Here is a 14925-nt window from a genome sequence, read left to right as displayed (position 1 = left end):
AGAGCACGGACGGCTCGTCGAACCGCCCGCGCGGCCACGGGACGGCCTCGTGTTCCGTCGCTTCCTCGTGGCAGCGAAAACAGGGGTAGTAGCGCTCGCAGCAGGCGAATTTGAACGCGACCACGTCGCGGTCGGTGTCGTAGTGGGCACACCGCGTTTCCGGACCGACCTCGACGCCGTATACCGTGTGGCTGCCGATCGATTGCACGCGTGACTCGAGGGCCGGCGGGTGCTTCGGTGTTGTGGTGAGGTGTGCATTTGTGTTCGTGCTCGAGGGTTAGCTGATCTGAAGTGAGAGTGAACCTCTAACACCCTTACAGACAATTGCGCGGTAGGGAGATTGTGCCATGCTATTTCATTCGATCACCGTTACCAATATAGGGTCATAATGTCTTGCAGAGGATATGACTGAAAGGGAGACATCGAGTGCAGAGATACGTGAGTTTATTTACCTAGATGAAGTTGCGGTAAACAGCCTTTTTGCTTCTATGTATATGGCCGTTCCTCAAGCAATAAGTCAGGTTGCTGAGGAACATGAGGAAAAAGAGAATACAAGCAACGTAGATGCTGGAATAAACCTCCCTTCACTGCTCAAATTCGGAGGATCAGCAAGTACCACAGATCGAGAAGGAAATAGAGAACTATCTGAAATAGACAAGAATATAACAGATCAATATCGCTTTAGCATACTGGTGAGTGCACTTGAAAACAGTGAAGAGATCAGCGTTTATAATATAGACGAAAATACAGATACGTCTGAACTACAGAGTGGGGACTTGATTAAAATCTCGGGTGAATGTAGGACANATACTGGTGAGTGCACTTGAAAACAGTGAAGAGATCAGCGTTTATAATATAGACGAAAATACAGATACGTCTGAACTACAGAGTGGGGACTTGATTAAAATCTCGGGTGAATGTAGGACAGATCCGCTCTATCCCTTGGCCAATGCAGTCCAACTCTTCATGACTGCAACAAGTAAAATACCGACTGGTGATTCATTTCTAACTTCTCTAATACAAAACCAGTCTGATAAGGGAGAATTTGATAATGTGATTGATCTTGTGTATAATGGAAGAGTTGGTATGGAAGTCATACCTAAGAACATTCCTGACAAATTCGGATTGGTTATAAATGAATCAGATACGTGGATCGATCCCAAACAGGAATTCAATACTACGAACCAATATACAATTCTAGGACGTATTCAAGAAAAAACTTCAGAAGACGACATATGGGATTTGTTAGAAATATTCCGAGTTCTTAGTTCTGTTTCTACGGATGAAGAAGTGATGGCTATGAGAGCGGAAATAATTGGAAGACTAATGCAAAGATTAGAAGAAAATAGAGAAGAGAGTGATGAACCATCAATCATTCCTGAGATAAATCCTGATGATTTCATCATTCGTGGACCTGCGACTATTATAAATCCGATCGCAATATATTGGTAGATTTGAAACATCAATTATATATTTAGATTTCAAATATGGAATGCAGATCAACTGGGTGCACACGAGTATTTCGAGAGTTATCCTTGTCTGAGTGGTAGATTTACTGACAGTACAATTTCATCGCAAAGTAGGTAGCGGTCCCACGACTGAGAAATCAGCTAAAACAAATCTGTGGCGAGAAAAGACGACAGTGAGCGACAGCGTTACCACTCGAGCCGGGACGACTCAACCCCCACTCGAGCACACTACACTTACTCGAACTCGGTGGTGTCACCGCGGCGGTAGCGGTCGAGTCGGCGGTAGCCGTGGACGGTGGCCTCGGTGTCGAGTTCGATTTCGTAGCGGCCGATGATGTCTTGGGTGTCGGGGACGGCACGGCGTTCGACGACTTCGACGACGGCGCGCCAGCCCTCGTCGGTCGGCGAGATTTCGCTGACGCCGTCGAACTCGTGGCCGATGAGTTGGCCGGCGGTCGACTGAACCGTCTGTCGGACCGCGAGGATGCCGGCGATCTCCTCCTGTTCGACGTCGACGTCTTTGTCTACCTCCTCGGGATCGGTCATCTCGTCGGCGGTCATGCTGACCGTCCCGCGGGACTGTGGCTCCGCCACATCGTTTTCGCCCTGTTCCTCCTCCGACTCCTGTTCGGTCGTTTGACTGTCGCTCACTGTTGGATCACTCTCGTCGTGTTGGTAGCAGAACCCGTCGTCTCGAGCTGGCCGTGAGCAGCGCTCGCCGTCCGTCGTCAGCGCTTTGCACTGCTCTCGTGATTGCGCGTCGGCTTCTGCCATTGGCCTGGATTCGGTTCGGTATGTGGCCCGTACGGTTCGATCGTCCGTGTCAGGTCAGACGGTTGCGTCGATCTTTGATCGCAGGTCGTCGACGCTGCCGCCGTTCTCGCCGGCGATTTTCGGGACGAGAACGTCCGTGAAGACGTGGGTCAACGTCTCGTCGTCGAACTCGCCGTCCCCATCGAGACCGTCGAAGACGGCGAGTCCCTTCGCGGCGGTGATCGCCGCGCGGGTGCCGACGACGATATCGAGTTCGTCCCGGAGCGCTCGGGTCTTCGCGACGATCGTCGCGATGTCGTCCTCGGCGAGGTCGACATGTGCGCCGACGATTTCGCGTTCGGTCTCCTCGTCGTAGTAGTCGACGTGGACGCCGATAAACCGGTCGAGCAGCGCGTCCTGCTGTTCGTGGACACCGGCGTACTCCACGTCGTTCGACGTGAGGATCGCCCGGAACTCGGGGTGGACGTCGATCGTCCGATCCGCGCCGCGTTTCCCCGGTCGCTCGAGGACGCCCTCCTCGAAGACCGAGAGCAGGACGTTGTGGGCCGCGGGATCGCTGCGCGAGAACTCGTTGTAGACGAGCGTCGCACCCTCCCGAACCGCGACCGAGAGCGGGTTATCGACCCAGCGTTCGCGGACGATCTGGGTCTTCTTGCTGACGCCGCTGACGAACTGGTCGTTCTCCTCGTAGCGCTCGCCGCCGGCGTGGGAGCCGACGAGCGCGGCGGTGTCGACGGCCTCGTCGCCGTTGAGCCAGACGACCGGGCGACCGCGTTCGGCGGCCGCCGAGAGCGCGAGCGCCGTTTTCCCACAGCCCGTCGGCCCGATCAGGTGGACCGGCTGGTCCGCCTCGAGCCAGCCGTTGATCCGCTCGCGCAGCGACCGGACCGCGTCGGTCTCGACGAACGGCTCGGGGACGACCTCGCCCGGATCGGTGAGGGGACTGTCACCGTTGCGTTCGCTGTCGGTCGGTGCCTTTCGCGCGAGCTCTTTCTTCGCTTTGCGACCCTCCTTCTGCTCGCGACTGGCCGTGATCTTCCGCCCGCGGACCTTGCGCTTGCGCGACGTGTCGTCGGCCATCGAGGGTTACTCTGATGCCGACTTCGGCGACGATTCGGGACGCGGCTCGACCTCGAGTTCCTCGAGTTCGTCGAGGTCGCCCTCTGCGGTGGCCTGCTCAATTTTTGCGATCTCCTCCGCGTAGTGCAGGAAGGTGTCGACCGAGGCGACCACGACGCGGGCCTCGATCGTCAGCAGTTCGATCCCGACGACCGAGATGCGCGCCCAGACGTCGATGACGACGCCCTTGTCGAGGACGCGGTCTAGTACTTCCGCTAGACTCGAGGAATTGGGTGTTCGTTGTGCCATAACACCTCCTCCTTACCCGCCGTCTCGTAACACGACTGGCACTGCGACTGCAAGCCGACCTGCGTGCGGTCGCCATCGACGTGGCTGGCGGGAGGAGCGGACGGATCGGTCCGATGGGCTGCGACTGCAAGCACCACGGTAACCCACCGCGGTGACGAACCAACTGTGACGATACGCGAGTGCTCGTCGCGGTCCCCGTTCGACCGCGCGACACGCTACCTATCGCAGTCCCATGTCATCCACCTGTCCCAGCGCCGATCGAGACGTATTACGCACGCGTTTATCGACCTGTAGGTCTCGGCGACGGATCAGTAACGGGCGTCGACTAATGAGCGCGCGACAGGGAGGATCAAACTCCATGCACACCACGCGAGTGATCCATCGATGAGTAACCGGTACGTCTACGGTATCGTCGACTCCGATACTGTCGAGTTCGAGACCGACGCCGTCGCCGGTGCCGACCGCGTCTACACGATCTCCCACCGCCGGCTCGGTGCCGTCGTCTCCGATATCGACACGACCGACCCCGAGGAGACCGACGAAGACGCCCAGATTCACGACGAAGTCCTGCGCGAGATCATGGACTACGACGGCGGCACGACCATCGTGCCCATGCAGTTCGGCATGGCCTTCGAAGGCGACCGAGAGCTGAAGAACGTCCTTCGCGGGGCGCGACCGGCCTTCCGGCGCGCGATGAACGACATCGAGGGCAGAGTCGAACTCGGCCTCAAACTCGTCCGCGAGGAAGACGCCGACATCGACCGCGAGGCACTCGAGGAGGAAGTCGCGGAGCGCCTCGACCCCATCGCCGCACAGTCCGTCGCGAACGACCTGTTCAGCGACCGGCTCGTCCTCAACCGCTCGTATCTCGTCGACGAAGCGGAGCGCGAGACGTTCGACGAGGCGGTCGCCGCGTTCGAGGACGACCACGACGAACTCATGGTCCAGTACACCGGGCCGTTCGCGCCGTACAGCTTCGTCGACGTGAAAATCGGAGCCAAGCAATAACCATGTTCGTCCTCGACGACCTCCTGTTCCGACCGTTCGTGGGCATCGTCGACGCCCTCCACTCGATCGCGCTCGACGAGCTGTACGACGTGGAGGCCCTCGAGGACGAGCTCAAGGAGAACCAACTGCTGTACGAACTCGGCGAGCGCCCCGAGGAGGAGTATCGACGCCGCAAGGAAGAACTCGAGGCGGAACTCGAGACCGCCCGCGACGCCCACGAGCAGCTCTCGAGCGGCCGCGTAGAGGTGAAACGATAAATGAGCGACAGTACCCCCGACGACGACCGCGACGAATCGGCCGACGACCGCGACTACGAGAGCGACCACTGGCTCTCTAGCCTGCTGTCCGCGCTGGAATCGCTCGAGAGCGGCCCGGCCTCGACCTCGGGACGACGGCGGGGCGATCGGGCGGTCTTCGATTACGACATCTCGATCCGATCCGCCGACGACCTCTCGGGCGAGTCGCCGCTCGATCGGGCCCCGTTCGACGACCGCTCCGGCGATCGAAACCCCGGTCGGAGCGGCGACGACCACGGCGACGGCGACAGCCACCGATCGCGAAAGCGCCGCGTTCGTTCCTCGAGCCCCTCGAGTGACCACCACGTTGCGACCCGGACTCACGAGGACGAACTGCTCGTCACCGCCGATGTCGCCGGCGCGGACCCGGACGACGTGACGGTCGGCTTCGACGACTCGACGCTCGTCATCGCCGTCGAGGGGAGCGAACTCGACCGCGTCGATGTCCCATGGCGGGAGACAACAGCAGAAGCGGTACTCAAGAACGGCGTGCTCACCGTCCAGATACGGCCGGAGCGGTCGGAAACCGACCCCTCGGGCGAGACGGAGGACGACGGATGAGCGACGCCGAGGCCGGCGACTCGTTCGACGCGCTGCTCGAGGACGCGACCGAGAGCCTCGGCCGGCTCGAGGAGACCCTCGGCGAGAGCGACGCGATCGACGACCTCGACGACGACGCCCTCGAGACGGTCGTCGGCGACCTCGACACGCTCGTGCGGGTCGCCGAGGAGGTCGATGACCTGCTCGAGGCGATGGATCTGAGCGAGTTGCCCGAGGCGATCGACGGCGACGAACTCCTCGACGCGATCGAACTCGGCGAGGTCCCCGACGTATTGGCCGACGACGACCACGGCGTGACCGACCTCGTCGACTTCACGGAGCTGTTCGACGCGATCGATCTGCTGAACGCGTGGAACGCCGCGGACCTGACCGACGTGTGGCAGGCGAAACGCGAACTCGACGACGCCGCGGACGACCTCGGGGACGGCGACGACGCCGGGATGGTCGAGGACGCGGTGTCGGACATCGCGACCGGCGACGACGGTGACGGCGACGGACTGCTCGGCGACGACGAGGACGGCGTTCTCGATACGGGGATGGACGCCGGCTCCGCGGCGAAGGAAGCGCTGGGCGACATCGACGTTGCGGAGGACCCGGAGGCCTATCAGGTGGCGATCCAGCAGCAGGCGATGGAAGGGATCGACGCCTTCCGCTCGGCGCTGCTCGAGACCCACGAGGAGTTCGAGAAGCTCTACGAGTTCAACCGCGAGAAGATGCGTCGGCAGGACACGAGCACGAACTCGCGGAACCCGACGGCGGCGGCGACGATCCCGACCGAGCGGAATGACCTCGGCGGCGGTGCCCGGTACTCGACGGTCCCACAGGAGGTCAAACTCTCGACGGCACCGACCCGGAAGCGGATCTACGGCCGTCGGTTCGAGATCGAGCGGGAACGACAGCGGAGGAACAACGATGACTGACACACAAACAGGACGACAGAACGGCTGTGCGACACGGACGAGCAACCAGCGGCTGGTCCCCCGCGGAGGTGATCGCAGTGCCGGATGACTTTCAGCCCAGCCGGCAGAAGGCAGACCTCGCGGAAGTCGTCGAGATGCTGCTCGACAAGGGGATCGTCATCAACGCCGACATCGCCGTCTCGATCGGCGACACCCAACTGCTCGGCGTGCAACTGCGCGCCGCGATCGCCTCCTTCGAGACCGCGGCGAAGTACGGCCTCGAGTTCCCGGAAGGGACGGACATGCGGCGGGTCGCCGAAGCGGTCGACGAGCCCGAACTCGCGGAGGCGGACCGACCGAACCCGGTGATCGACCCGACCCGCGGCGTCAACGTGACCGCGGAAGACGACGCGGCGACCGAATCGAGTCCCGACAGCGCCGATAGCACTGGAACCGACGGCGGGGACGGCGAGTCGGGCGAGAGCGACCTGGCCGTCGGCGACGAGGAACTGGTGAGCGAACGCCTCGGTGCCAGACCGAATCCCGACCGGCCCACCAGCGGCGGCTTCGACCTGCTCAGTGACGATTCGGAATCGGACGCGAACGCGAGCGACGATTCGAGTGCGGCCTCGAGCGACGACGAGGGAGAACCCGACGACGGCAACGCCGAAGCGAACGAGGCCGCCGCGGAAGCCGAGACGGAGGGCGAGGAGTCGTGAGCACGATCGACGTCGGCGACGGCGAAGACGCGCGGCAGGGGCTCGTCACCCTCGTGATCACCGTCGTCGAACTCCTGATCGAAGCCCTCGAGCGCGAGGCGGTCCGCCGCATGGAGTCGGGGAACCTCTCGGACGAGGAGATCGAACGCCTCGGCGAACAGCTCGCGACGATCGAGGCCGAGATCGACCAGCTCAAGGAAGACGAGGGGATCGAGGACGGCGTCGACGACCTCCGCGGCGACCTGGACGGGTTGGTCAACGACGCGATCGAGCAGCTCCAAGGCGAGCCGACGGCCATGCGCAAACCCGGCTACTCCGTCTTCGGAGGTGAGGACGAATGAGCCGCGACGGCTCCGGCGGCCCCGCTGCGGACTCCGAACAACGGGGCCTCGAGAATCCCGAAGCGGGCGAGTCGGCCGAGCCGCCGTCGATCGACGAGGGCCGATATCTCTACTGCATCGTTCGGACCGACGAGGAGGCGGCTCTCGAGACGACCGGCGTCGACGGCGAGTCCGTCTCGGTCGTCGTCGAGGACGGCATCGGTGCCGTCGTCCACGCCTGCGACGGCATCTACGACTCGGCGAACCTCGCACAGGTCAGGCGGTGGCTCGTCCGCCACCAGACGGTCGTCGACGAGGCCGGACAGGCCTTCGGGACCCCGATTCCTTTCCAGTTCGACACGATCCTCCGGGGCGACGACGACCGCGTCCGCGAGTGGCTCCGCGAGGAATCGGACACCCTCGAGCAGGCCCTCGACGGGCTCGCCGGCCACTGGGAGTACCGCGTCGAGGTCGTCGAGATCGACCCCATCAGCGACGAGTCGCTGATCGAGCGCGACGAACGGCTGCGCGAACTCGACGACCAGATCGGCGACTCCAGGGAGGGAACCGCGTTCCTGCTCGAGAAGAAGTTCGACCAGCGGCTCACGGAACTCCGGGCGGCACGACGGGAGTCGCTGACCGCCGATGTCGAGGAGCGGCTGGCCGCCGAAGCGCGGGAGGTCCACACCCTCGAGCGCTCGCCGAGCGCGAAACTGTCCGACGACGTGACGGATAGCACGGGAACGGACGACTCGAGCGACGACGACGGCGGCGAGACGCTCTGTCGCCTGACGCTGCTGGCCCACGAGGACGACGAGGGCGCGATCGGCTCGATACTCGACGACGTGGCCGCAAACGAGGGCCTCGAGGTCAGGTTCACCGGGCCGTGGCCGCCGTACACGTTCGCGCCGGAACTGGGCGGCGGTGACGACGGCGGGACCCCGACCGCGAGGGACAGCGCGAACCCACAGCCATGAGACCGCGAAAGGACGACGACGCGCTCGTCGACGTGCTCGACGTGTTGCTCAGGGACGGCGCGATCCTCCGCGCGGACGTGATCGTCTCCGTCGCGGAGATTCCGCTCGTCGGCATCAAGCTCACGGCGGCCATCGCCGGGATGGAAACGATGACCGAGTACGGCCTCTTCGAGGAGTGGGACGCCGAGCGCCGGCGCGCGGCCGTCAGCCGCCGCCAGTACGACGAGCCCGAGCCGGACTCAGCACTCGAGGGGATGACCGAACTCGGCGTCGGCAGTTCTCACGAGGACGGAGAGAATCGAGACGGCAACGACGCGGCGAAATGAGCGGAGCGACTCGAGGCGGCGAGTCCGGAGCCTGCGAGACGCGAGAAACGGCCGTTGATCGGAGCGGTGGCCGTCGGACTGGCTGGGTCCTGCTCGAGGCCGGCGGTCAGGCGTACTTCGGGCGCTCGGTCGTGTGTTCGACGTCGCCGGTGACGGTCTCCTCGTCGCTGTCGTCGTCGTAGACGTACTGGCCCGTCCCGCCACAGAGGGTACACTCGTAGGTCTCGGAGATCTCGTTGATCATCTCGCCGTCCTCGAAGTAGACGCGACTCTGCGTGATCTGCAGGAACTGGGCGGTCTCGCAGTTAGTGCAGGTGATCATACCCGTTCGATAGCCACGACCGGTTGTAGTTATCCGGCTTGTAACCGAAAGGGGAACGCGACTATAACGCCCTTACCGCCACGGCACTCGTCTCGGGCCAACGGGGTGCCCCCGGTCGACGCTCGCTGCCGTTCGAAGACGGTCGGCCGCGGGTAATTACCCCATAATCGCAAGACTGCACCGGTGTCAGAACGCGGAGTTTATGCAGTGGTTGGCCCGACGAAAAACCGTCTTTCCTCCTGAAACGTCGCTAGTAACAGCCACCATTGTGGCCGTCTTTCGACCCGGATCGACCGACAGAAATCGGGACATCCTCGCCCGCTCTGAGCGACGAAGCTCGGCGGTCGATCGCCAGTTCTCGAGGCGACTCTCAGCGGTCGACCGGGATCCGATCACCGGTTCGCGCCGCGTCGTACGCCGCCTCGGTCAGCGCCGTCACTCGAAGCGCGTCCCGGACCGTCGCTGGCGGGTCGGCCCCCTCGTCGACGCTTTCGAGGAAGGCTGCGGCACGAGACTGTTCGTTTCGAGGGTCGATGTACGGCACGTATTCGCCGGCGTCGGAATCGATCACGCGGACGTCCCGGGAGCCCCACTGCGTGCCCTCGAGGTAGACCGCGCCCTCGTCGTCCCAGAGGTGGACGTGCTCGCGGACCGACGGCGCGTCGCCGTGGAAGGAAAACGTCCCGGTCGCCCCGTTCGCGAACGCGACGTCGAGGTGGGCGCGGCGGTCGACCCGCTGTTCGTCGTCGTGGAAGTCCATGCTCGCGGCGACGGACTCGGGCTCGAGGCCGGTCGTCCAGAGGACGCCGTCGAGGACGTGACTGCCCGTATCGTACAGGAAGCCCCCGCCGGACAGGTCGGGATCGAGTCGCCACGTGCCCCGCGAGTCGTCGATCCAGCCCTGCGTGATCGAGGCGGTCAGCCACGTCGGGTCGCGGTCGGCGAACCGGTCACGGGCCGTTCGGAACGCCGTCTGGAGGTGACGCTGATAGCCGACCATGACGGTCCGATCGCTCCGTTCGGCCCGATTCGCGAGGTCGCGCGCCCGCTCGAGGTCGGTCGTCAGTGGCTTGTCACAATAGACGTGACAGTCCCGCTCGAGGGCGGCGACGACCTGCTCGTAGTGCAGCGTGTGGGGCGTCCCGACGAGGACCGCGTCGATGGCTCCGTCCTCGAGCATCGCCGCGTACTCGGCGTACCGGCGGTCGTCGGGCACGTCGAACTCCCGGCCAACCCGCTCGAGGCGATCCGAATCGAGATCGCAGATCGCCCGGACGGTCGCGTCCGGATGGCGGTGGAACTGGCCGCCGACGGTGGTTCCGATGTACCCCAGACCGACGATACCGAGCCGAAGCGGACGTGGCGTCGCGCCGCCGCTCATACCGTCCGCCACGATTCCCAGTGGTATCCATCTGGAGTCGTCGCAGGCAAGCATCACCGCTGGCGGATCGCCGACGGTCGTTTCCGGCCCATCGAGGCGACCCGCCGCTAACCCTTTCCGTCCGCGCCGGGAACTCCCCCGTATGGCAAGCGACATCACGATGTACGTCCTCGAGGGCTGTCCGTACTGCGAGGCCGTCACCGACCGCCTCGAAGAGGCGGGGATCGACTACGAGCGCGAGGAGGTCCCGGCGCTTCACTCCGGCCGAGACGAGGTCAAGCGAGTCTCGGGACAGCGGGCCGTTCCCGTGCTCATCGACGAGAGCCACGGCGTGACGATGGCGGAATCGGAGAACATTCTCGAGTACGTCGAGCGGACACTCGCCTGACCGCGAGTCGGCACACGCGAGAGATCGGCCCGTAGAACGGGGATACGACCGAGTTAGACGGTGCCTGTAAGCGGACCGAGTTGGCTACGGCTCCCCAAACGCCCGCATAACAATACCCGGACCGCACGTTGGCCACCATGCGGGGAGGAACGACCCCGCCGGGTACACGCTCGGCCGATACGACGCGCTGACCAGCCGATTGCGTGCGTTCATGCCCGGATCGCTCGGACGTGGTCTCGCCCCCACTTCGAGTACGCTCATGTCTCTCACGCCCAGGGCGGTTCCCGCCCCGCCCGGGTTTCACGATCGAACCGAAAGCGACGGCTCGCAGGTTCTCGATGTACTCACACCTGACAGCCGGTGGCTCGCGTCGGAAAACAGCGCGGTTGATGGCGATCGTACGGTTTCGAACCCCGAAGCCCGCTCAGAACTCCGTGATGACCGGAATGCCGACCGTCTCGTAGTCGTCCATCGAGGCCAGCGTCTCCGGTGCCTCCTCGAGCGACAGCGTCTCGCCGATGATCTTGCTCGGCTCGAGGGTACCCTGTGCGATCAGGTTGAACAGTTCCTCGTAGCGGACCAGCGGCATGCCGAAGGAGCCGTGGAAGTCGATCTCCTGCATCGTCATCACGTCGACGGGGAGGTCGATCTGGCCCTCTTCCTCGCCGGTCGTCAACCCGACCTGCACGTGGCTGCCGCGGGTGCCGAGGCTGTTGACCGAGTTCTGGCAGGTCTCGGCGATCCCGAGCGCGTCGATCGAGACGTCGGCACCGTCGCCGGTGAGCTCTTGGACTGCCGCCGGGGCGCTGTCGACCTCGGTGCTGTTGATCGTCTCGACGGCACCGAGTTCCTCGGCTCGCTCGAGTTTGCTGTCGAGGACGTCGATCGCGATCGGGTGTGCGCCCAGCGCCTGCGCGATGTGGATCGCCGAGAGGCCGACACCGCCGCAGCCGTGGACGGCGACCCAGTCGCCGGGTCGGAGGTTCGCACGGTCGGCCAGCGCGTGGTAGGCCGTCATGAACCGACAGCCCAGCCCGGCCATCTCGGTGAAGTCGACCTCGTCGGGGAGTTTCACGCAGTTGAAGTCGGCTTCCCGGACGGGGAAGGCCTCCGCGAACGCCCCCGGTGCGTACTCCGACAGACCGAGCGGGATGACGGTCTCGCAGTTGTTCGCTCGCCCCTCGCGGCAGTGCGTACAGGTCCCGTCGCCGAGGTGGAACGGCACCGCCACGCGGTCGCCCTCCTCGAGCGTTTCGACGTCATCCCCGACGGCCGAGACGATGCCCGCGGGCTCGTGGCCGAGGATCTGGCCTTCCGGAACGCCGGCACCGATCCAGTTCCAGTCACCCTGCCAGGCGTGCCAGTCGCTGCGACAGACCCCGCACGCTTCGGTTTCGACGATGACCTGATCCGGAGCCGGGTCCGGGTAGTCGACGTCTTTGACCGCGAGTGGTTCCCCGTGTTCCTCGATGACGGCTGCTTTCATGGTTGAAGAGTTGTAGCAACGAGTATAAAAGTGTGGCCGAACCGAAGTCGATTTATCATAAATCGACCGTAAGTTTTCTACTGTTGTCTCGGTAGCCAATTGTCGGAAACGGACCGCTCTCGGACTGAATACGAAGGATACAGTGAGTGCGGAAACAACGAATCGGAAATGAGTCAGAAGGCGATTATGTCCGAGTTGGACGGTCGGGTCGGTCTATAGCACGACTCGTGTGGGTCGTCTCTGGCCGGATTCGATATCGATGTACTGCTATCCCTGGTTGCAGAGCATATGGCAGCTTCCAATAATAGATCCATATTAGACATATACGTCTATTAAGGTGTGGGGTCAAAAACAGTAAATATGAAGTTTTCCATATGTCTTGGTCCATCAGAGCATCTTTTCCGGTCTTCAGTAGTTTCGGATCGCGGCGGGGGTCGAAACGTCGTTCGGTGATCACTTCTCGCCCATTAATTGCGATTTCAAACCTCAGAACACCATAGAACTGTGCTTGGGACTTGGGAATCGCGAAGAACCGATCTACTATGCACACGCCACTGTCACCTAGCAGATCTGTTTAAACTAAGACTATATTCGCCTGTTATAAGAAAACAAATGTTTAGCAACGTATCCGCCAACAGTACATACCGATCGCCACGACGGAGTCTGGAACATGCTCAATCGGCCTTCACCGCGGCGGTCGTAACTTCGGGATCGCGCAGCAACGGGAGCGAGACGACCAGCAGGCAGCTCGCCACGAGCGCGGCACAGAGCACGTACGTCCACTGGTAGCCGAACCAGCCGTCGACGGCCGGGATCGCGACGAGCGGGCCGAGGCTGAGGCCGATATCGCCCATCACGTTGTAGACCCCGCCCATCCGCCCGAGTTCGTCGCCGGGGGTGACATCGCCCAAAATCGCCATCAGCGCGGGGGCTGCGACGCCCATCCCGCCGCCGATGAGGGCGATCGCCGCGAGCAACGCTTCGATCGTGGGGACGTAGCCGATGAGCAGGAATCCCGCGCCCATCGACAGAAACGCCGGGATCGTCAACAGCGTGCGATCGCTCATCCGGTCCGAGATCCAGCTCGTGCCGAGCGTCGTCGCCCCCGAGGTGAGGACGCCGAGTGCCATGACGACGCCGCTTACCCCCGCCGCGCTGAGGAGGGCGATCTCGAGGTCGTAGACGTTCGCGTAGCGGGCGAGCGTCGAGAGGATGACGCCGCCCCAGAGGAACTGGACGGTGAAGTTGCCGAACCCAATTAGGAGGACGACGGGGCGGCCGGCAAGCAGCGACGGGAGTTCGCGGAGGCTCGCGGACTGGGTCTCCGCGCCGCTGTGGACGTCCGGGAGGACGAGCGTGGCGATCGTGCCGGCGAGCAGTGCGAGCACGCCCGCGGCGAAAAACGCGATCCGCATGCTGGCGATGTCGGTCAGGACGCCGCCGACGATGAGCCCGGTCGGGAACCCGAGCGACTGGCCGCCGCGCATGTAGCCGACCCATCGGCCCCGATTCGCCGCGGTAGTGACGTGGGTGATCGTCGCGAACGCGCCGATGAAGACGAAGGCGCTGCCGATCCCCCAGAAGAGCCTCGAGAGGACGAAGATCAGCCCCGGCAGCGACACCTCGCCGAATAGCGGGAGCGAGCCGATGACAGTCGGCGGTGCGTTCAGGCCGGCGATGTAGCCGAAGGGCGCGAGCGCTTGGGTGAAGAGCCCGAAAATCATCGGGGTCCGCGCGCCGACGCGGTCAATGATCGACCCGGCCGGCGTGTTCATGACCAGCCGCGCGATGCGGTTCGCCGAGAGAATGACGCTCAGCATGACCGCGGAGATGACGAGTTTCTCGTCGAGCAACGGCAGGGTCGGGAACGCGACGCCGGTCGCGACGCCACCGAAGAAGATCCCCGAGATGACCGCGAGCGCGATTGTCCGAATCTCGCCGGACGTATAGTCGCTTTCCGCCGTCGACCCCTCGCTCATGGCCGCTGCCGCCCCTCCGAGTCGTCCATACTGAAACGCAATTTCGAACGCGCGGACTTCAACGCACCGTTCACGGCTCGAGTCGCCGATCGTTCACCACCTGTCGGCCACCAATTGCGCTTGCCGGCTACGATGGCCGAAATTGGTGCGTCCAACGGTGGTGAGTGTATCGTGTTGTTTACGACTACATGTAGTAACAGAACATGGAGTGTTTCAGACAACAATATGGTATTTGATACACCTTCTCGGGTTCAAACAAGATATATAGTGGACGTATAGAGGATTATAGAACAGAAATAGAGGTATATTCTATGTCTTTATCGGAATAAAGATACATCTGAACAGTAATTCACATCATATACCATAGCAATATACCACAAATATCGGTATCAATATACTATATGCAAGGATATGATTCTAGGTGCGACTATGCTCCGACACGAATCGATCAACGGCGAATCACGATGCCGATAAAGGTATTACGCCCATAGGTTTGTAATCAGTTTGCGGTAATGCACTGCTCAATTCGGTACGAACCGATGGTCGCATGGAAGCCGTGTCCGTATCGGACACGACCCACTCATCAGCGGTTCCGTCCCGCGTTCGGCCACGACGGAGAGACGGACGCCGAACTCGATACGACTACCCGTCA

19 protein-coding genes are annotated in these 14925 nt (G+C 62.7%); 11 read left to right on the top strand and 8 right to left on the bottom strand.

The genetic code is table 11. From position 1 onward, the window contains the following. The coding region (locus C489_RS18020; RefSeq protein ID WP_006432780.1) for a CHY zinc finger protein at window positions 1–208 on the bottom strand (208 nt) is incomplete at its 3' end. A gap of 196 nt (window positions 209–404) precedes the next feature. On the opposite strand from C489_RS18020, the gene C489_RS23245 reads away from it, so the two are divergent. Both C489_RS23245 and C489_RS21680 read left to right on the top strand, forming a co-directional pair. Then, window positions 405–827, top strand: coding sequence for a DUF6414 family protein (locus C489_RS23245; protein ID WP_152423188.1), 423 nt, complete (start codon window positions 405–407; stop codon window positions 825–827). Beyond that, the gene (locus tag C489_RS21680; protein WP_152423187.1) at window positions 814–1452 is read left to right on the top strand and encodes a DUF6414 family protein; all 639 of its coding nucleotides are present in this window, start codon (window positions 814–816) and stop codon (window positions 1450–1452) included. Before C489_RS23245 ends, C489_RS21680 begins: the two co-directional genes overlap by 14 nt. A gap of 251 nt (window positions 1453–1703) precedes the next feature. On the opposite strand, the gene gvpO is transcribed toward C489_RS21680, so the two are convergent. From gvpO to gvpA, 3 genes are read right to left on the bottom strand one after another with little or no spacing between them, the layout of a single operon-like run. After that, window positions 1704–2243 (bottom strand): gas vesicle protein GvpO, halophile-type, encoded by a 540-nt coding sequence (gene gvpO / locus C489_RS22910; RefSeq protein ID WP_006432779.1) that lies wholly within the window; start codon window positions 2241–2243, stop codon window positions 1704–1706. A 54-nt stretch (window positions 2244–2297) separates the two neighbouring features. Continuing rightward, a complete protein-coding gene (gene gvpN, locus C489_RS18010; RefSeq protein WP_006432778.1) occupies window positions 2298–3323 on the bottom strand; it encodes a gas vesicle protein GvpN in 1026 nt (341 codons plus the stop codon). Between the two features lie 6 nt (window positions 3324–3329). Continuing rightward, the gene (gene gvpA / locus C489_RS18005) at window positions 3330–3611 is read right to left on the bottom strand and encodes a gas vesicle protein GvpA (protein ID WP_006432777.1); all 282 of its coding nucleotides are present in this window, start codon (window positions 3609–3611) and stop codon (window positions 3330–3332) included. A 384-nt stretch (window positions 3612–3995) separates the two neighbouring features. Here gvpA and C489_RS18000 point away from each other — a divergent pair, with 384 nt between their 5' ends. From C489_RS18000 to gvpM, 8 genes are all read left to right on the top strand, one after another. Next, a complete protein-coding gene (locus C489_RS18000) occupies window positions 3996–4619 on the top strand; it encodes a GvpL/GvpF family gas vesicle protein (protein WP_006432776.1) in 624 nt (207 codons plus the stop codon). Window positions 4620–4621: 2 nt separating this feature from the next. Then, window positions 4622–4876 carry a gas vesicle protein GvpF gene (gvpF, locus tag C489_RS17995; RefSeq protein ID WP_006432775.1) on the top strand — a complete coding sequence of 85 codons (255 nt, stop codon included), beginning with the start codon at window positions 4622–4624 and terminating at the stop codon, window positions 4874–4876. Continuing rightward, window positions 4877–5476, top strand: a complete 600-nt coding sequence (locus C489_RS17990) for an Hsp20/alpha crystallin family protein (RefSeq protein ID WP_006432774.1) — start codon at window positions 4877–4879, stop codon at window positions 5474–5476. After that, window positions 5473–6396 carry a hypothetical protein gene (locus C489_RS17985; RefSeq protein ID WP_006432773.1) on the top strand — a complete coding sequence of 308 codons (924 nt, stop codon included), beginning with the start codon at window positions 5473–5475 and terminating at the stop codon, window positions 6394–6396. Before C489_RS17990 ends, C489_RS17985 begins: the two co-directional genes overlap by 4 nt. A 77-nt stretch (window positions 6397–6473) precedes the next feature. Next, window positions 6474–7094, top strand: a complete 621-nt coding sequence (gene gvpJ / locus C489_RS17980) for a gas vesicle protein GvpJ (RefSeq protein WP_049891036.1) — start codon at window positions 6474–6476, stop codon at window positions 7092–7094. Continuing rightward, the gene (locus C489_RS17975) at window positions 7091–7435 is read left to right on the top strand and encodes a gas vesicle protein K (protein WP_006432771.1); all 345 of its coding nucleotides are present in this window, start codon (window positions 7091–7093) and stop codon (window positions 7433–7435) included. Before gvpJ ends, C489_RS17975 begins: the two co-directional genes overlap by 4 nt. Further along, the gene (gene gvpL, locus C489_RS17970; RefSeq protein ID WP_006432770.1) at window positions 7432–8391 is read left to right on the top strand and encodes a gas vesicle protein GvpL; all 960 of its coding nucleotides are present in this window, start codon (window positions 7432–7434) and stop codon (window positions 8389–8391) included. Before C489_RS17975 ends, gvpL begins: the two co-directional genes overlap by 4 nt. Next, the gene (gvpM, locus tag C489_RS17965; protein ID WP_006432769.1) at window positions 8388–8717 is read left to right on the top strand and encodes a gas vesicle protein GvpM; all 330 of its coding nucleotides are present in this window, start codon (window positions 8388–8390) and stop codon (window positions 8715–8717) included. Before gvpL ends, gvpM begins: the two co-directional genes overlap by 4 nt. A gap of 106 nt (window positions 8718–8823) precedes the next feature. Here the strand turns inward: gvpM and C489_RS17960 are convergent, their stop codons facing one another. Further along, window positions 8824–9039 carry a hypothetical protein gene (locus tag C489_RS17960; RefSeq protein ID WP_006432768.1) on the bottom strand — a complete coding sequence of 72 codons (216 nt, stop codon included), beginning with the start codon at window positions 9037–9039 and terminating at the stop codon, window positions 8824–8826. Window positions 9040–9409: 370 nt separating this feature from the next. Beyond that, the gene (locus tag C489_RS17955) at window positions 9410–10420 is read right to left on the bottom strand and encodes a Gfo/Idh/MocA family protein (protein WP_006432767.1); all 1011 of its coding nucleotides are present in this window, start codon (window positions 10418–10420) and stop codon (window positions 9410–9412) included. Window positions 10421–10562: 142 nt separating this feature from the next. Between C489_RS17955 and C489_RS17950 the strand changes: the two genes are divergently transcribed. Further along, window positions 10563–10808, top strand: a complete 246-nt coding sequence (locus C489_RS17950; protein ID WP_006432766.1) for a glutaredoxin family protein — start codon at window positions 10563–10565, stop codon at window positions 10806–10808. 424 nt (window positions 10809–11232) lie between these two features. Here the strand turns inward: C489_RS17950 and C489_RS17945 are convergent, their stop codons facing one another. Both C489_RS17945 and C489_RS17940 read right to left on the bottom strand, forming a co-directional pair. After that, a complete protein-coding gene (locus C489_RS17945) occupies window positions 11233–12294 on the bottom strand; it encodes a zinc-dependent alcohol dehydrogenase family protein (protein WP_006432765.1) in 1062 nt (353 codons plus the stop codon). A 674-nt stretch (window positions 12295–12968) separates the two neighbouring features. Beyond that, window positions 12969–14273, bottom strand: a complete 1305-nt coding sequence (locus tag C489_RS17940) for an MFS transporter (RefSeq protein WP_006432764.1) — start codon at window positions 14271–14273, stop codon at window positions 12969–12971. Window positions 14274–14925: the final 652 nt, after the last annotated feature.

This window comes from Natrinema versiforme JCM 10478 (genome assembly GCF_000337195.1).
GTDB classification, from domain to species: domain Archaea; phylum Halobacteriota; class Halobacteria; order Halobacteriales; family Natrialbaceae; genus Natrinema; species Natrinema versiforme.
The sequence above is the reverse complement of the archived record's forward strand: the minus strand, read 5'-3'. Positions and strand labels throughout refer to the sequence as shown.